Below are 15,175 nucleotides of genomic sequence, written 5' to 3' on the forward strand. Positions count from 1 at the left end.
CTCAACCCGCTGGGGGACGACTACATCACCTCGGCCGACGAGTGGAGCGCCATCCCGGGCGCGCTCGAGGCCGTTGCCCGGCTCAACCACGCGGGCTGGCACGTGGTGCTTGCGACCAACCAGCCGGGGCTGGGCCGGGGCCTGCTGGACGTGGCGGCGCTCAACGCCATCCACGCCAAGATGCACCGGCAGGTGGCGGCGCTCGGCGGGCGCATCGACGCGGTGTTCTTTTGCCCGCACGCGGACGACGAGGGCTGTGCCTGCCGCGAGCCTGCGCCGGGCCTGCTCGAACAGATTTGCGAGCGCTACGGCGTGGAGCCGCACGAGGTGCGCGTGGTCGGCAGCTGCACCGCGCACCTGCAGGCCGGCGCCGCGCTGGGCGCGCAGCTGCATCTGGTGTGCACGGGGCACTCGGCGCACCTCGATCCGGGTGCGCCGCTGCCCGCGGACCTGCCACCGGGAACGCTGCTGTACGCCAGCCTGGGCGGGTTCGCGGACCAGCTGCTGGCCGCCGCGCCCCCGCCCGCAGCCGGGACGCAGCCGGCGCGCGCCTGATGCCGCGGCACGTGGCCCGAGAGACGATCCAGATGGCCGCCCTCCTGCGCTCCGTCATCCACCTGCTCTGGATGGGCATCACCGTGGTGCCCTACGCGCTGGCCATCCTGCTCGCCGCGCTGCTCGGGCTGCGCGCGGCGTGGCGCTACCGCATCGCTGCGGCCTGGCTCTCGCTGTGCATCAGCGGCGCGCGCGTGCTCCTGGGAATCCGCACCCGGATGACGGGCCTGGAAAACCTGCCGCAGGGCGCGGACGCGGGGGCCGTGCTGCTCGTCAAGCACCAGTCCGTCTACGAGACCTTTCTGATGCCCACGATCATGCCGCGCCCCCTGGCCTACGTGTTCAAGAAGGAGCTGCTGCGCGTGCCGTTCTTCGGCTGGGCCATCGGCCGGCTGGACATGATCCACATCGACCGCGACCGGCGCATGCGCGCCTTCACCAAGGTGCTGCAACGCGGCCGGGAACTGCTTGCCCGGGGCGTCTGGGTCATCATGTTCCCCGAAGGCACGCGCACCGAACGCGGCCAGCAGGGCAGCTACAAGAGCGGCGGCGCGCGCCTGGCGATCGACGCCGGCGTACCCGTCATTCCCATCGCCGTGACCTCCGCCCGGGTCTGGCCGCGCAAGGCCTTCGTCAAGCGCCCCGGCGTGGTCGATGTGTCGATCGGCCCGCCGATTGCCAGCGCGGGCCGCAAGCCCGACGAGCTGATGCGCGCGGCGCAGGACTGGATCGAAGCCGAAATGCGCCGCCTCGACCCCGACGCCTACCCACCACCGGCCAGCGCGCCGACGCCACCGGACTAGTGTTCTGCCCCGTAAATAGCAGCACAAAATGAAACGGATGCATTTCGCGCCATGGCAAGGCGCAAACCGCAGCGATACCCTTAGGTATCGCGAGGATTTGCAACGCCGCCATGGCGTGAAAGGCGCAGTTTCATGTGCTGATATTTGCGGGGCAGGACACGAGTGAGCTCGCCATGATGCAGCGCTTCGTGCAACTGGCGCTCGACCTGTTCGATCCTCCGCCCGGCGCCGACGCCGGGCGGGAAGAACCGCCGCCGGCAACGGCAAGACCCGCGCCGCCGCCGGCCGTCCCCCTGCCGTCGCTGCTGTCCCCCGCCGAATTCCGCCACCCCCGGGCGAACGGCGAACTGCTGCTCGGCGACGCCGTGGTGGCCTACGCGCTGCAGCGCGCGCGGCGCCGCAGCATCGGCCTCATCGTGGGGGCCGACGGCCTCTCGGTGCGCGCGCCGACCTGGGTCAGCCTGGGCGCGGTGGACGCGGCGCTGCGCGCGAAGTCCGACTGGATCCTGCGCAAGCTGACGCAGGCGCGCGAGCGCCAGCGGCGCCTGGAGGGCGAGCGCATCGTCTGGACCGACGGGGCCGCGCTGCAGTACCTGGGCGACCCGCTGAAGCTGGTACTCGACCCGGGCCATGGCTTTTCCGAAAAGGGCGGGGCGCTGCTTGCGTGCGCCGCAGGCGATGGCGCCGGGCCCTGCCTGCACATCGGACTGCCCCATGGCGCCAGCGCAGCGCAAATCCGCGACGCCGTGCAGGCCTGGCTGATGCGCGCCGCGCGCCGCCACTTCAGCGCCCGGCTGGACCACTTTGCACCGCTGCTGGGCGTGCGCTGGACGAGCCTGCGCCTGTCCAGCGCGCAGACCCGCTGGGGCAGCGCCAGGGCCGACGGCAGCATCCGCCTGAACTGGCGCCTGCTGCATTACCGCCCGGCGATCATCGACTACGTGGTCGCGCACGAACTCGCGCACCTGCGCGTGATGGACCACAGCCCGCGCTTCTGGGACACGGTGGCCAGCGTGCTGCCCGACTACGCCCAACTGCGCAAACACCTGCGCGACGCGCCCGCGCCGCCGTGGGACTGATCCCCAAGGAGGAAGGCATATGACGACACCCCCCCACGCCCCAGCGGTCCCCGCCACCCCGCGCCCCGCCGAGGGCTACGCCGGCGACGTCACGCCGCAGCTTGCCTGGCAGTGGGTGCAGGCGGGCCAGGCGGTGCTCGTGGACGTGCGCAGCGACGCCGAGCGCGAATGGGTCGGGCAGGTGCCTGGCGCGGTTCCCGTGGCCTGGAAGCAGTGGCCTGCCATGGCGCTGAACGCGGATTTCGACGCCCGGATGCGCGCCGCCGTCCCCGCAGGGGGCCGCGCCGTGCTGCTGTGCCGCAGCGGCGTGCGCTCCATCGCCGCCGCGCGCCGCGCCACCGAGCTGGGAATCATCGCGTACAACATCCTGGAAGGCTTCGAGGGCGACGCCGACGCGCAGGGCCAGCGCGGCAAACGGGGCGGCTGGCGCTTCCATGGCCTGCCCTGGCGCCAGGGCTGAGCGGCGGGTCGAACCCGGGATAATCCGGCGCATGACTTTTCTGGCCATCGACGTCGGCAACACCCGCCTCAAATGGGCGCTGTACGACGCGCCCCGCCCCGGGGCGACGCTGCTCGCGCACGGCGCCGAGTTTCTGGACCACATCGATCGGCTCGCCGAAGGCCGCTGGGCGCAGCTGCCGCAGCCGCAGCACATGCTCGGCTGCGTGGTCGCCGGCGACGCCGTCCGGCGCCGCGTGCACGAGCAGCTGGAAATCTGGGACCTGACGCCCTCCTGGGTGGTCTCGTCGGCGCAGGAGGCGGGGCTCGTGAACGGCTACGACCATCCGTCGCGCCTGGGTCCGGACCGCTGGGTCGCGATGATCGGTGCGCGCCACCATGTGCTGGCCCGGGGGCCGGCGCGGCCGCTGGTGGTCGCAATGGTCGGAACGGCGGTCACGGTCGAGTGCGTGGACGCACAGGGCCGCTTCATGGGCGGGCTCATCCTGCCGGGCCACGGAATCATGCTGCGCGCGCTGGAGTCGGGAACGGCGGGCCTGCACGTTCCCACGGGCGAGGTGCGCCGCTTTCCCACGAATACCAGCGATGCATTGACCAGCGGTGGCACCTACGCAATCGCCGGGGCCGTGGAGCGCATGGTGCAGCACGTCAGCCTGCACTGCGGCGCCGAGCCGGCCTGCCTCATGACCGGCGGCGCGGGCTGGAAGATGGCGCCGAGCATGACCCGGCCGTTTGAACTGGTGGACAACCTGATCTTCGACGGCCTGCTGGAGATCGCCGCGCACCGCCTGGGCCCGCCGCAGCAGGCCAGGCCCTGACCCCCCCCTACTCCGCGTCTTGCGCGCGCTGCACCAGGGGCCTCTTGGCGGTGACGCGCTTGGTGCCGACGCGTTTGGTGGCGGTCTTTTCCAGGGCGTCCACGCGCGCGCTCAGGGCCTGCAGGTCGTGCGCCGAAGGAACGTCCAGACTGGACAGGACCTTGGCCACGCGCGCTTCAAAGATGTTCTCCAGCTTGTCCCACTGGTTGTGCGCCATGCTGCTCATGCGGCCCGTGGCCGCGGAGATTTTTTCTTCGGCCGCGGCCTGGGTCTTGCGCTGGATGCTCAGGCCTTCCTTGACCAGGGTGTCGAACACCTTGCCGCCTTCCTCCTGCGCCTTCGAGAAGGCGCCCAGACCGGCGAGCCAGATATGTTGGGCGGAGTCTTTGACGGTATCCGACAGCAGGGCCTTGCCCTTCTTGTCGGTGCCGGGTTTCTGCGGGTTTTTGACCATGGGGCCTCCGTTTGGACAGGTGTTCGAGTTTGCGGTTTGCCAGGGTGGGCCGCATGGCCGCACTGTACGCCGCAGTGCGCCCGAGGTACAGGCCCCTGCGCCCGAAAAATGCAGAGCCGGCCGCGCCGCCCTGCGCGCTGCCCCATTGCGCAGACATGGCGGGGCGGGCGGGGTGGAATAATGGCGCGCTTCGCCCAGGCACTTCACACGGCTCTCCCTATGATTCTGGTTACCGGCGGCGCGGGTTTCATCGGCGCCAACTTCGTTCTCGACTGGCTTGCCGCGTCCAGCGAACCCGTCGTCAACCTCGACAAACTCAGCTACGCGGGGAATCTGCACAACCTGGACAGCGTTCGGGGGACGCGCGCCATGTCTTCGTGCAGGGCGACATCTGCGATGCAGCGCTGCTCGAGCGCCTGTTCGCCGGGCATCAGCCCCGGGCCGTGGTCCACTTCGCTGCGGAGTCGCACGTGGACCGGTCCATCCACGGCCCGCAAGACTTCATCCAGACGAACATCGTCGGCAGCTTCCGGCTGCTCGAGGCCGCGCGCGGCTACTGGAGCCGGCTGCCTGCGGATGCGCGCGCGGCGTTCCGCTTCCTGCAGGTCTCCACCGACGAGGTGTACGGCACGCTGGCGCCCGCGGAGCCGGCGTTCAGCGAGACCCGCGGCTTCGAACCCAACAGCCCGTACAGCGCCAGCAAGGCGGCCAGCGACCACCTCGTGCGCGCCTGGCAGCACACCTATGGCCTGCCGGTGCTCACCACGCATTGCAGCAACAACTACGGGCCCTACCACTTTCCGGAAAAGCTCATCCCTTTGACGATCGTCAACGCGCTCGCCGACAAGCCCTTGCCGGTGTACGGCGATGGCCTGCAGGTGCGCGACTGGCTCTACGTCCGGGACCATTGCAGCGCCGTCCGGCGCGTGCTGGACGCGGGCCAACCCGGCCAGACCTACAACGTGGGCGGCGGCAACGAGAAGCCGAACATCGAGATCGTGCACACGGTGTGCGCGCTGCTCGACGAACTGCGCCCGCGCGCCGACGGCCAGGGCTACGCGTGCCAGATCACGCACGTGCGCGACCGCCCCGGCCACGACAGACGCTACGCCGTGGACGCGCGCAAGATCGAGCGCGAGCTGGGCTGGAGGCCCGCGGAAACCTTCGCCAGCGGAATCCGCAAGACCGTGCAGTGGTACCTGGAGCACGCCGACTGGGTCGCCAACGTGCAGACCGGCGCGTACCGCGACTGGGTGCAGACCCAGTACCAATCCGCCGAATCTGCCGAATCTGCCCCATCCGCGCGGCAAGCCGCGGACGCCGGCGCATGAACATCCTGCTCTTTGGCAAGGGGGGGCAGATCGGCTGGGAACTGCAGCGCAGCCTGTCGGTGCTCGGCCAGGTCACGGCGCTGGACCGGGGCAGCACCGGGCATTGCGGCGACTTCGCCGACCCGGCGGGCGTGGCCGCCGCGGTGCGCGCGCTGCGCCCGGACGTGATCGTGAACGCGGCGGCGTACACCGCGGTCGATCGGGCGGAGAGCGAGCCCGGGCTCGCGCACACGGTCAACGCCACCACGCCCGGCGCCATTGCGCAAGAGGCTGCGCGGCTGGACGCCTGGCTCGTGCACTACAGCAGCGACTATGTGTTTGACGGCAGCGGCACCCGGCCCTGGGTCGAGACCGACGCCCCGGCGCCCCTGAGCGTCTACGGGCGCAGCAAGCTGGAAGGCGAGCAGCTGATTGCGCAGTCCGGCGCCCGGCACCTGATCCTGCGCACGAGCTGGGTCTACGCCGCGCGCGGCGGCAACTTCGCCAGGACCATGCTGCGGCTGGCACGCGAGCGCGAGCGCCTGGAGGTCGTCGACGACCAGTGGGGCGCCCCGACCGGCGCCGACCTGCTCGCCGACGTCACCGCGCACGCGCTGCGCCAGCTTCTGCAGCGCCCGCAGGATGCGGGCCTGTACCACTGCGCCGCGGCCGGCGAGACCAGCTGGAACGGGTACGCGAAATACGTGCTGGAGCAGGCCCGGCTGGCGCAGCCGGCGCTGGAAATCCGCGCCACCGAGGTCGCTGCGGTGCCCAGCCATGCGTTCCCGACGCCGGCCGCGCGGCCGCACAACTCGCGCCTGAACACGCACGCGCTGCAAACCCGCTTCGGCCTGAGCCTGCCACCCTGGCAGCAGGGCGTGGCGCGCATGCTCGCGGAAATCCTCTGAACGCCACCGGAGCCGGACCATGAAGCAACGCAAGGGCATCATCCTCGCCGGAGGCTCCGGCACCCGGCTGCACCCGGCGACCCTGGCCGTGAGCAAGCAGCTGCTGCCGGTGTACGACAAGCCCATGATCTACTACCCGCTGAGCACCCTGATGCTCGCCGGCGTCCGCGAAATACTCGTCATCAGCACGCCGCAGGACACGCCGCGCTTCGCGCAGCTGCTCGGCGACGGCAGCCGCTGGGGTCTGAACCTGCACTACGCGGTGCAGCCCAGCCCGGACGGCCTGGCGCAGGCGTTCCTGATTGGCGCGGCGTTTCTCGCCGGCGCTCCCAGCGCGCTGGTCCTGGGCGACAACATTTTCTACGGCCACGACTTTCATGAACTGCTCGGCAACGCGCACGCGCGCAGCGAGGGCGCGAGCGTATTCGCCTACCACGTGCAGGACCCGCAGCGCTACGGGGTCGCGCAGTTCGATGCGCGCGGCAAGGTGCTGGCGCTCGAAGAAAAGCCCGCAGCGCCGCAAAGCAATTACGCCGTCACCGGCCTGTACTTCTACGACGACCAGGTGGTCGGGCTGGCCAGGGGGCTCAGGCCATCGCCGCGCGGGGAGCTCGAAATCACCGACCTGAACCGGCTGTACCTGGAGCAGGAGCGGCTGCACGTCGAGATCATGGGGCGCGGTTACGCCTGGCTCGACACCGGAACGCACGACAGCCTGCTGGAAGCCAGCCAGTTCATCGCCACGCTCGAGCGCCGCCAGGGGCTGAAGATCGCCTGCCCGGAAGAAATTGCCTGGCGCAGCCGCTGGATCGACAGCGCGCAGCTCGAGCGCCTGGCGCAGCCGCTGGCGAAGAACGGCTACGGCCAATACCTGCTGCGCCTGCTGGGCGACAAGGTCCATTGAGGCCCCGGCCCCGATCCGCCATGCGCAGCATCCGGCAATCCATCCCCGACGTCGTGCTGATCGAACCCGAGGTGTTCGGCGACAGCCGCGGCTTCTTCTACGAAAGCTTCAACCAGCGCGCCTTCCACGCGGCCACGGGAAGCGACTGCGTGTTCGTGCAGGACAACCACAGCCGCAGCAGCCAGGGCGTTCTGCGCGGCCTGCACTACCAGCTGCCGCCCCGGGCGCAGGGCAAGCTGGTGCGGGTGGTGCAGGGCGCCGTGTTCGACGTGGCGGCAGACATCCGCCGGGACTCGCCGACCTTCGGCGCATGGGTGGGCGCGCTGCTCACGCAGGAGAACCACCGGCAGCTCTGGATTCCGCCGGGTCTGGCGCATGGCTTCCTGGTGCTCTCCGGGTCGGCCGACTTCGTCTACAAGACCACCGACTACTACAGCCCGGAGCACGAGCGCTGCATCCGCTGGGACGATCCCCGGCTGGCCATCGCCTGGCCCGCGCTGGAGGGGGAGATCCGGCTTTCGGCGAAGGACCGGGCCGGGTGCTGGCTCGCCGAGGCCGTGCTCTGATGCGCCGCCAGATGCCCGCAGGCTGCATGTCAGAATACCCCGCGCGGTGTGGCAGGCCCCTGCCGGCAAGAGCGCCGGCAAGAGCCGCGGGCGGCGGAAATGGCTGCGGCGGCCCGCAGGCCGACCGCCCGGGCCGCTGCCTGCCGTGGTTCAAATGATTCAAATCGTCCGCTCATGCAAGCAAAGGCGCAGGCAATGAACTCCCCATTGGAAATGCTGGACAGGCAGGGCCCTGCCAGCGCCGCGCCCCGGCTCGGGGAAATGCTCCTGGCCGAGCAGAAGCTCTCGCGCAACGACCTGGAGCGTGCGCTCGAGGTCCAGCGCTCCGTGGGTGGGCGCCTGGGCCGCCTGCTGATCAGCCTGGGGCTGGTCTCCGAAGGCGACGTCTATTCCGCGCTCGCGCGCCAGGCCGGGCTGCCGCTGGTGCGCAGCGACGCCTTTCCCAAGGACCCGCCGCAAACCACCCGCTTGAACACCAGCTTTCTGTTGGCGAACAACCTGCTGCCGCTCGGCGACGCGGACGGCGCGCAGGCCATCCCGGCCTTTGCCTCGGTGGAGCCGGGCAACGCCCAGCTGCGCGAGGCCCTGCGCCTGGTGTTCGGCGAGGTTCCGCAGCTCTTCTTCGGGCTGGAGTCCGAAATATCCGGCCAGCTCAACGAGTGGTACCTGCGCGACGCCGCGCCGCCCGAGGACGGCGGCGGCGACCGCCTCGAGGCCTCGGAGTTCATCGAGCATCTGCGCGACATGGCCTCCGAGGCGCCGATCATCCAGCGCGTGAGCCAGATCCTGGCGCAGGCGGTGGCGGCGCAGGCCTCGGACATCCACATCGAGACCTACGAGGAAAAGTCGGTGGTGCGCATTCGCGTCGATGGCGAGCTGCTGCCCATCGACGAGATCGACAACCAGGACGCGCCGGCCGTCGTCTCGCGCATCAAAATCCTCTCCCGGCTGGACATCGCGGAACGCCGCATGCCCCAGGACGGGCGCACCAAGCTGCGCGTGCACGGCAAGGAAATGGACGCGCGCGTGTCCACCATCCCCACCATGTTCGGCGAGTCGGTGGTCATGCGGCTGCTGGAAAAAAACCTCGACCTGCTCACGCTCGACCGCCTGCATTTCACCCCGCCCACGCTCCTGGCCATGCGCCGGCTGCTCGGCGTTCCGCACGGCGTCTTTCTGGTGACCGGCCCCACGGGTTCGGGAAAATCCACCACCCTGTACGCCGCGCTCCAGGAGCTCGACGGCGCGAACCTGAAGATGCTCACGGTGGAAGACCCGGTCGAGTACCGGCTGCAATGGCTCAACCAGGTGCAGGTCCAGCCGCAGATCGGATTGACCTTTGCCAAGGTGCTGCGCTCCTTTCTGCGCCAGGACCCGGACGTCATCATGATCGGCGAAATGCGCGACGGCGAGACCGCCGAAATTGCCGTGCAGGCCGCGCTCACGGGCCATCTGGTGCTCTCCACGCTGCACACCAACAGCGCCCTGGGAGCCATCGTGCGGCTCATCAACATGGGCGTGGAGCCGTACCTGATCACGGCCTGCCTCATCGGCGTGCTCGCGCAGCGGCTGGTGCGCAGACTCTGCGCGCAGTGCCGGGCGCCGCTCCCGCCGGATCAGGCGCAGGCCGCGGCCGCGTCGCTCGGCGTGCCCGCGCCCGCGGGGCAGACGCTGTACCACCCGGTGGGCTGCTCCGCCTGCCGCGAAACGGGCTACCGGGGGCGGGTGGCGATCCACGAACTGCTCGTGCTCACCGACGAGGTGAAGCAAACGGTGCTCCAGAAGGGCGCCATGCTCGGCAGCGCGCAGGGCGCATACGCCGGGGGAAACCTGTTGCAAGACGGCGCGAACAAGGTCTTTCAGGGCTTGACGAGCGCAGAGGAAGTCCTGCGCGTGGCGCGGCAAAATGATTGACTTCCAATACGCCGGGCTCACTGCCGACGGCAAGCCCTGCCAGGGGAGCGTGCGCGCGCCGGACGCGCAGACCGCCAGGCTGCGGCTCATCGGCCAGGGCGTGACGCCGGTGCACATCAGCGCCGCGGCGGGCGAGCCCTCCAGCGCCGCGCCGCAGCGCCGCAGCGCCCGGCTCAAGCGCGCCGAGGTCCTGCTCTTCAGCCGCGAAATGGCGCACCTCAAGCGCGCCAACATGCCGCTCGACAAGGCGCTGGCGATGCTCCGGGAAACGGCCGATACGCAGCGGCTGCGGGCCTTCCTCGCCAAGGTGGAGGAAGGCGTGCGCGGCGGCAAGTCGCTGTACCAGTCGCTGCTGCCTTTCGAGCGCGACCTGGGGCGCCAGTACCTGGTGCTGATCCGCGCCGCAGAAGCCTCCGGCGCGCTGCCTGCGGTGCTCAAGGAGCTCACGGAGCAGTTGGAGGCGCAGGACAAGCTGCGCAATTACATCATCTCGACCCTGACCTACCCGCTCATCCTGCTGATCGTGGCCGTGCTCTCGGTGCTGCTGCTGCTCGCCTTCGTCGTTCCCCAGTTCCGCGAGATCTTCGACTCCATGGGCGACGCCCTGCCGTATTCGACCCGGCTGGTGGTTGACCTGAGCGACCTGGTGCGCGCGCACTGGATGGCGCTGCTGCTCGGCCTGGCGACGCTCCTGCTGCTCGGCTCGCGCTGGGCGGCCACCCCGCCGGGGCGCCTGCGGCTCGATCAGCTGCTGCTCGGCCTGCCGCTGTTCGGCCGGGTCATGCGCAATCTGCAGTTCGCCACCTATTTCCGCACCCTGGGCATTCTTTTGCAGCGCGGGGTGCCGCTGGTCGATGCCCTGCGCATCGCCCTGGACACGTTGACGAACGCCGTGCTGCGCAAGGACATGGCGCCGCTGGTGGATACTGTGAAAGCCGGCAAGCGGCTCTCCAGCGGCATCACCTCGCCCCATCTCGGAAAGTCGAGCACCCCGCAGCTGATTCGCGTCGCCGAAGAAACCGGGCAGCTCGACAGCACCTTGCTCGGGCTCGCGGACCGCTACGAGGACGAGGGGCGGCGCAGCATGGCGCGGGTTCTGGCGGCCATGGAGCCGCTCATCATCATCGTGCTCGGGGCGCTGGTGGCGTTCATCATCATCGCCATCCTCGGCGGTGTCCTGTCGATCAACGACACGCTTTGAACTTGCCGGCAATCGCGTTCCTCGCTCTGCGGAACTGTCTTGCGTTTATCATCACAGCCATCCTGACCGGTGCCCCATGAACTCCGGCCACGCGCGCCATCCTGCCGATCAAGAGCAGGATTTGCGCGCAATCCATTTGAAAAAAATCTTCCATGAATACAACAAGAACCCACCCCGACGCAGGCCTGCGCGCGCGCCGCTTTCGGGGTTTTACGCTGATCGAGCTGCTGGTCGTGCTGGTGATCCTGACGCTGCTCGCGGGGCTGGTGGGCCCCAAGGTGCTCGATCAGCTGGGCGGCGCCAAGTCGAAGACGGCGCGCGTACAGATTGCCGAAATCGAACAGGGCGTGGACCTGTTCAAGCTCGACGTCGGGCGCTACCCCAGCGACGCCGAGGGCCTGCGCGCCCTGGTCGATCGGCCCGCGACGGCTGCGGGCTGGAACGGCCCCTACCTGCGCAAGGGCCTGCCCGCCGACCCCTGGGGCGCCGCGTACCTCTACAAGAGCGCCGGACGCAACGGCGGGCCGGACATCTTCTCGCTGGGAGCCGACGGCAAGCCCGGCGGCGAGGGCGAGAACGCCGACATCTACAACTGAGTGCCGGTACACGTCCGGGGTGTTTTGCTGCGCATGAACCGCCCTCCCCGCGCCGTGGACCGCAGACGGGTTCTTCACCATGGCTTTACGCTGCTGGAACTGCTGGTCGTGCTGGTGGTCGCTGCCATCACGGTGTCGGTCGTCGGCGTCGTGGGCCAGGGCATGCTGGAGCGCTCGCGCTACCACCAGACGCTGCGCGACGTCGTCAGCCAGCTCAAACAGGCGCAGGAGCTCAGCGTGCGCGACGGGCGCCCGATCGCCGTCGGCTACCAGCCGCAAACGCGCCAGCTCGTCGTCGATGGGCGCGCGTGCCTGGATATTCCCGAGGCTTTGCAAGTCCGCTGGGAAGCGGCCGAACGCAGCCCCGGCGTCACACCCGCAAGCGGCGCGACGCTCTTCGTCTTCCACGCCGAGGGGGCGCCCAGGGCGGTCTCCTGGCCGTTTCACGGGGCGCGCAGGGAATGGCTTTTCGCGTCAACTGGCTGCTTGGCACCGTCGAGCAGACGGCCCTGGACCCGCCATGAAGGGCCGGCGCGCCCGTCTGCGGCATGGCGGACCTTGCTCCGGCGGCCGCAGGGCCGGGCGGTGGCGTGGCCTGGGCCTGCTGGAGGCGCTCGTCGCCATGGCGATCGCGTCCCTGGCGCTCGCCAGCCTCTACCGGACGGTGGGCCAAAGCTCCCGCAGCGCGGCCGCGCTTCAGGACCGGGTGGAGGCCGCGCTGGTGGCCCGGTCGGCGCTCGCCGGCAGCACCTTTGCCGAAGACGTGCTGCGCCAATCAAGCGGCGTGGCCGGGGTCTGGCACTGGAGCATTCAGGTGCTTCCCGATCAGCTGCGATGGCTGCAAGAGGACGGCCGCCCTGCGGACGAGGCGCCCCTGCGCGCGGCGCAGGTCACGGTCACGGTCACGCGCGGGCCGGGCGGGCCGACGGTCATCACCTGGACCACCTGGAAGCCCTACCGGCCCGCATGATGCAGCGCACCCCCATGCAGCGCGGCGCCGGCGGCTTCACCCTGCTGGAACTGCTCATTGCGCTGGCCGTCACGGCCGCCGTCGTGGCGCTGATGTTTGCCGGCATCGGGATGGTCGGCCGATCGCAGGAGCGCAGCCAGCGCCTGCTCGATCGCTCCGAGCGCATGCTGCTGGTCGGCCAGTGGCTGGGGCGCAAATTCGACGCGCTGCGCACGCTCAGCCGCTACGACGGGGGCACGCTGGTGAGCTTTTTCAACGGCAACGCGGCGGGCGCCGTCTGGGTCGCGCCGCTGCCCGAGCGCGGCGCCGCGGGCGGGCTGCACGTGCTGCGCATGACCCCGTTGCGCCATGCAGACGGCCGCATCGATCTGTCCGTCGAGGCCCTTCCCTACGATGGCGCGCTGATGGCGCTGGACTGGGGGCCCGCGCTGCGCGCGACGCTGCTGACCGACCTGCGCGGCCTGCAGTGGTACTACCAGGACGGCCGCACGGCGCAGTGGACGCAGCAGTGGAAGGCCGCCGGTTTTCCCGCGCGCGTGCGCGTCGAGATCGCCGACGAAACCGGCAGCTGGCCCCCCTGGTATTCCCCTTGGCGGGGGCCAGATGACGACCCGGCGCATGCCCGCCGGCCAGGGCGCGGCCCTGATTCTGGTGCTCTGGCTCGTGGCCGCGCTGGCGCTGGTGGTGCTCGCCGGCGCCCAGGGGGTGCGCCAGCAAACCCGGCGCACGGCGCTCGATCTGGAGCGCCTGCGCGCCGACTCGGTGCTCGACGCCGCGCTGCAGCTGAGCGCCCAGTGGCTGCTGGCGCACCCGGACAGCCCCTACCGCGTCCAGCGCCTGCCCCTGGGGCCGAACGACGTGTGGGTGGAAATCACGCCCTCGGGCGGCCTGGTCGACGTGAACGTCGCCAGCGAGGCCCTGCTCCAGGCCCTGTTCCAACGCGCGGGCGGACTGGCGCCGGACGCGGCGGCGATGCTCGCCGCGCGCGTGCGCGACTTCATCGACCCCGACGACACACCGAACGGAATCGGGGGCGCGGAAGCCGCGCAGTACCGTGCCGCCGGCTGGCCCGTGATGCCGCGCAACGCCGCGATGGACGACGTCTCCGAACTGCGCTCGGTTCTCGGGGTGACCCCCGCGCTGTACGCCACGATCGCGCCCCACTTGGGGCTCAACGGGCAGCAGCACATCGAGGTCGATTCCGCGCCCCCCGGGCTCATCGACGTCCTGACGGGCCAGCCGGGTCTTGGCGCGCGCCTGCGCGCCGCGCCGCGGGAAATGCGCGCGGGAATGCTGCTCACGGGGAGCGCGGCCGATTTCTTCACGTCCGTGCGCGCGCCCGGGGAGCAGACGATGCGTGTGCGCGCCTTCGTGCAGTCGGTGGATGCGCGCTGGTGGCAGCGCGAGGTCTGGATCGATCTGGGCACGCGCGAGCACACGCTGACTCCGTGGACCACGCTCACGGTCGAGCCGACGCGGCACTTTGACAAACCGGAACAGGGAATCTCGCCATGACGACAGCCTGGGGACAGCTGACACTTCGCGCGCAGGCCGCGCTCGACCGACTTGCCTGGGGCCTGGGCGATTTGCGCCGGGTGCTGGTCGAGCGCGGCGCCTGGCCGGCGCGCAGGCACAGCGCCGTGGCGGCCGACGGGGGGCTCTGGTGCGTCACCGGCAGCCAGCTGCGCAAGCGGGGCGACAAGCGCCGGGCGGACTGCCTGCTGATTCCCGAGTCGGACTGCCTGTGGGGCAGTCTGCAACTTCCCGCCCTGCCCCGGCGCGCGCTCGATGGGGCCGTCGAAGAGGCCCTGTGGCGCGTCTCGCCCCTGCCGCCGGAGCAGATCGTCGCCGCCTGGCGCGCCGAGCTGCAAGCGCCAGGCGAATGGGCCGTGCACTGGGGGCTGTGCCGGCGCAGCGCGCAGGACCAATGGCTGGCCCACAGCGGACTCCCCGCGGACACACCGGTCTACCTGGTGCACCAGGACCAGGCCCTGCCGGTGCGCGGCCCGGCGTGGCGCAGGCAGGCGCAGCGCCAGCGCCGGGTGGACTGCGCGGCCCTCGGCCTGGCGCTGCTCCTGCTGCTGGCGCTGGCGCTGCCCGCGTTCATGCCCCTGATCCTCAAGCACCAGGCCGTGGTGCGCGCCAAGCGGCATGTCGGCGCGCTGGAGCAGCGGACCGCCGCGCTGCGCCAGGAACTCGACGAACTGCGTCGCCAGGCCGCCCTGGCGCAGGAACTGCGCAAGAACCTGGGCACCGACCTGCCGCTGGCCAGCGTGATCGACGCGCTCAGCGAGGCCATTCCGGCAGACGCCTGGCTGGACCGCGTCGAAATCAGCGGCAACGCAATCCGCATCGTCGGCCTGACGGGCGATGCGGGCGCGCTCATCGCGCAGCTCGGGCGCCAGAGCGCATTCAGCGACGTGCACGCCACGGCGGCCACCGTGCGCGACGCGACGGTGAACAAGGAGCGTTTCATTTTCGAGCTGCGCTGGCGCGGCGCAGGGGCCGCGCCATGAGCCGCAACCTCTGGCGCCGCCGCGCCGGCGGCGTGCTGCTGCTGCTGGGCCTGACGGCCCTGGTCTGCGCCGCGCTGGCCTACCGCGCGCTCTGGCTGCGCTACGACAGCACGCTGCAACAG

At 70.6% G+C, this 15,175-nt stretch carries 15 protein-coding genes and 2 pseudogenes; 16 read left to right on the top strand and 1 reads right to left on the bottom strand.

The genetic code is table 11. The features are described from left to right. From VTU_RS27025 to VTU_RS0112030, 5 genes are all read left to right on the top strand, one after another. On the top strand, window positions 1-555 hold a 555-nt coding region (locus tag VTU_RS27025), incomplete at its 5' end, for an HAD-IIIA family hydrolase (protein WP_010104521.1). Window positions 556-587: 32 nt separating this feature from the next. After that, the gene (locus VTU_RS0112015; protein WP_010104522.1) at window positions 588-1,358 is read left to right on the top strand and encodes a lysophospholipid acyltransferase family protein; all 771 of its coding nucleotides are present in this window, start codon (window positions 588-590) and stop codon (window positions 1,356-1,358) included. Window positions 1,359-1,534: 176 nt separating this feature from the next. Continuing rightward, window positions 1,535-2,437 (top strand): M48 family metallopeptidase, encoded by a 903-nt coding sequence (locus VTU_RS0112020; protein WP_029554337.1) that lies wholly within the window; start codon window positions 1,535-1,537, stop codon window positions 2,435-2,437. A gap of 19 nt (window positions 2,438-2,456) precedes the next feature. Next, complete coding sequence (locus tag VTU_RS0112025; protein WP_010104524.1) at window positions 2,457-2,897, top strand: rhodanese-like domain-containing protein; 441 nt, start codon at window positions 2,457-2,459, stop codon at window positions 2,895-2,897. Between the two features lie 31 nt (window positions 2,898-2,928). Then, the gene (locus VTU_RS0112030; RefSeq protein WP_010104525.1) at window positions 2,929-3,714 is read left to right on the top strand and encodes a type III pantothenate kinase; all 786 of its coding nucleotides are present in this window, start codon (window positions 2,929-2,931) and stop codon (window positions 3,712-3,714) included. A 7-nt stretch (window positions 3,715-3,721) separates the two neighbouring features. Here the strand turns inward: VTU_RS0112030 and VTU_RS0112035 are convergent, their stop codons facing one another. Beyond that, entirely contained in the window at window positions 3,722-4,168 is a 447-nt protein-coding gene (locus tag VTU_RS0112035) for a phasin family protein (protein ID WP_010104526.1), read from the bottom strand. Window positions 4,169-4,387: 219 nt separating this feature from the next. Here VTU_RS0112035 and rfbB point away from each other — a divergent pair. The 11 genes and pseudogenes from rfbB to VTU_RS0112095 all read left to right on the top strand — a co-directional run bounded on the left by rfbB (window position 4,388) and on the right by VTU_RS0112095 (window position 15,053). Further along, a pseudogene (rfbB, locus tag VTU_RS27030) lies at window positions 4,388-5,499 on the top strand (dTDP-glucose 4,6-dehydratase). Next, window positions 5,496-6,386, top strand: a complete 891-nt coding sequence (gene rfbD / locus VTU_RS0112045; RefSeq protein ID WP_010104528.1) for a dTDP-4-dehydrorhamnose reductase — start codon at window positions 5,496-5,498, stop codon at window positions 6,384-6,386. Before rfbB ends, rfbD begins: the two are co-directional and overlap by 4 nt. 19 nt (window positions 6,387-6,405) lie before the next feature. Further along, complete coding sequence (gene rfbA, locus VTU_RS0112050; RefSeq protein WP_010104529.1) at window positions 6,406-7,290, top strand: glucose-1-phosphate thymidylyltransferase RfbA; 885 nt, start codon at window positions 6,406-6,408, stop codon at window positions 7,288-7,290. A 20-nt stretch (window positions 7,291-7,310) separates the two neighbouring features. Next, window positions 7,311-7,856, top strand: a complete 546-nt coding sequence (rfbC, locus tag VTU_RS0112055; RefSeq protein ID WP_010104530.1) for a dTDP-4-dehydrorhamnose 3,5-epimerase — start codon at window positions 7,311-7,313, stop codon at window positions 7,854-7,856. Between the two features lie 195 nt (window positions 7,857-8,051). Continuing rightward, window positions 8,052-9,770, top strand: coding sequence for a GspE/PulE family protein (locus VTU_RS0112060; RefSeq protein WP_029554338.1), 1,719 nt, complete (start codon window positions 8,052-8,054; stop codon window positions 9,768-9,770). Beyond that, window positions 9,763-10,971, top strand: a complete 1,209-nt coding sequence (locus tag VTU_RS0112065; RefSeq protein ID WP_010104532.1) for a type II secretion system F family protein — start codon at window positions 9,763-9,765, stop codon at window positions 10,969-10,971. The genes VTU_RS0112060 and VTU_RS0112065 overlap by 8 nt, the downstream gene beginning before the upstream one ends. A gap of 152 nt (window positions 10,972-11,123) precedes the next feature. Beyond that, window positions 11,124-11,567, top strand: a complete 444-nt coding sequence (gspG, locus tag VTU_RS0112075) for a type II secretion system major pseudopilin GspG (RefSeq protein ID WP_010104533.1) — start codon at window positions 11,124-11,126, stop codon at window positions 11,565-11,567. A 33-nt stretch (window positions 11,568-11,600) separates the two neighbouring features. Further along, window positions 11,601-11,681: pseudogene (locus tag VTU_RS34820) on the top strand (type II secretion system protein); the annotation flags it as partial. A gap of 406 nt (window positions 11,682-12,087) precedes the next feature. Further along, on the top strand, window positions 12,088-12,537 hold the full coding sequence (locus VTU_RS0112080) for a hypothetical protein (RefSeq protein WP_010104534.1): 450 nt from the start codon (window positions 12,088-12,090) through the stop codon (window positions 12,535-12,537). Window positions 12,538-13,140: 603 nt separating this feature from the next. Then, window positions 13,141-14,052 carry a type II secretion system minor pseudopilin gene (locus VTU_RS0112090; protein WP_029554342.1) on the top strand — a complete coding sequence of 304 codons (912 nt, stop codon included), beginning with the start codon at window positions 13,141-13,143 and terminating at the stop codon, window positions 14,050-14,052. Continuing rightward, a complete protein-coding gene (locus VTU_RS0112095) occupies window positions 14,049-15,053 on the top strand; it encodes a PilN domain-containing protein (RefSeq protein WP_010104537.1) in 1,005 nt (334 codons plus the stop codon). Before VTU_RS0112090 ends, VTU_RS0112095 begins: the two co-directional genes overlap by 4 nt. Window positions 15,054-15,175: the final 122 nt, after the last annotated feature.

Source organism: Verminephrobacter aporrectodeae subsp. tuberculatae At4 (assembly GCF_000193225.1).
Lineage (GTDB): Bacteria > Pseudomonadota > Gammaproteobacteria > Burkholderiales > Burkholderiaceae_C > Acidovorax > Acidovorax aporrectodeae.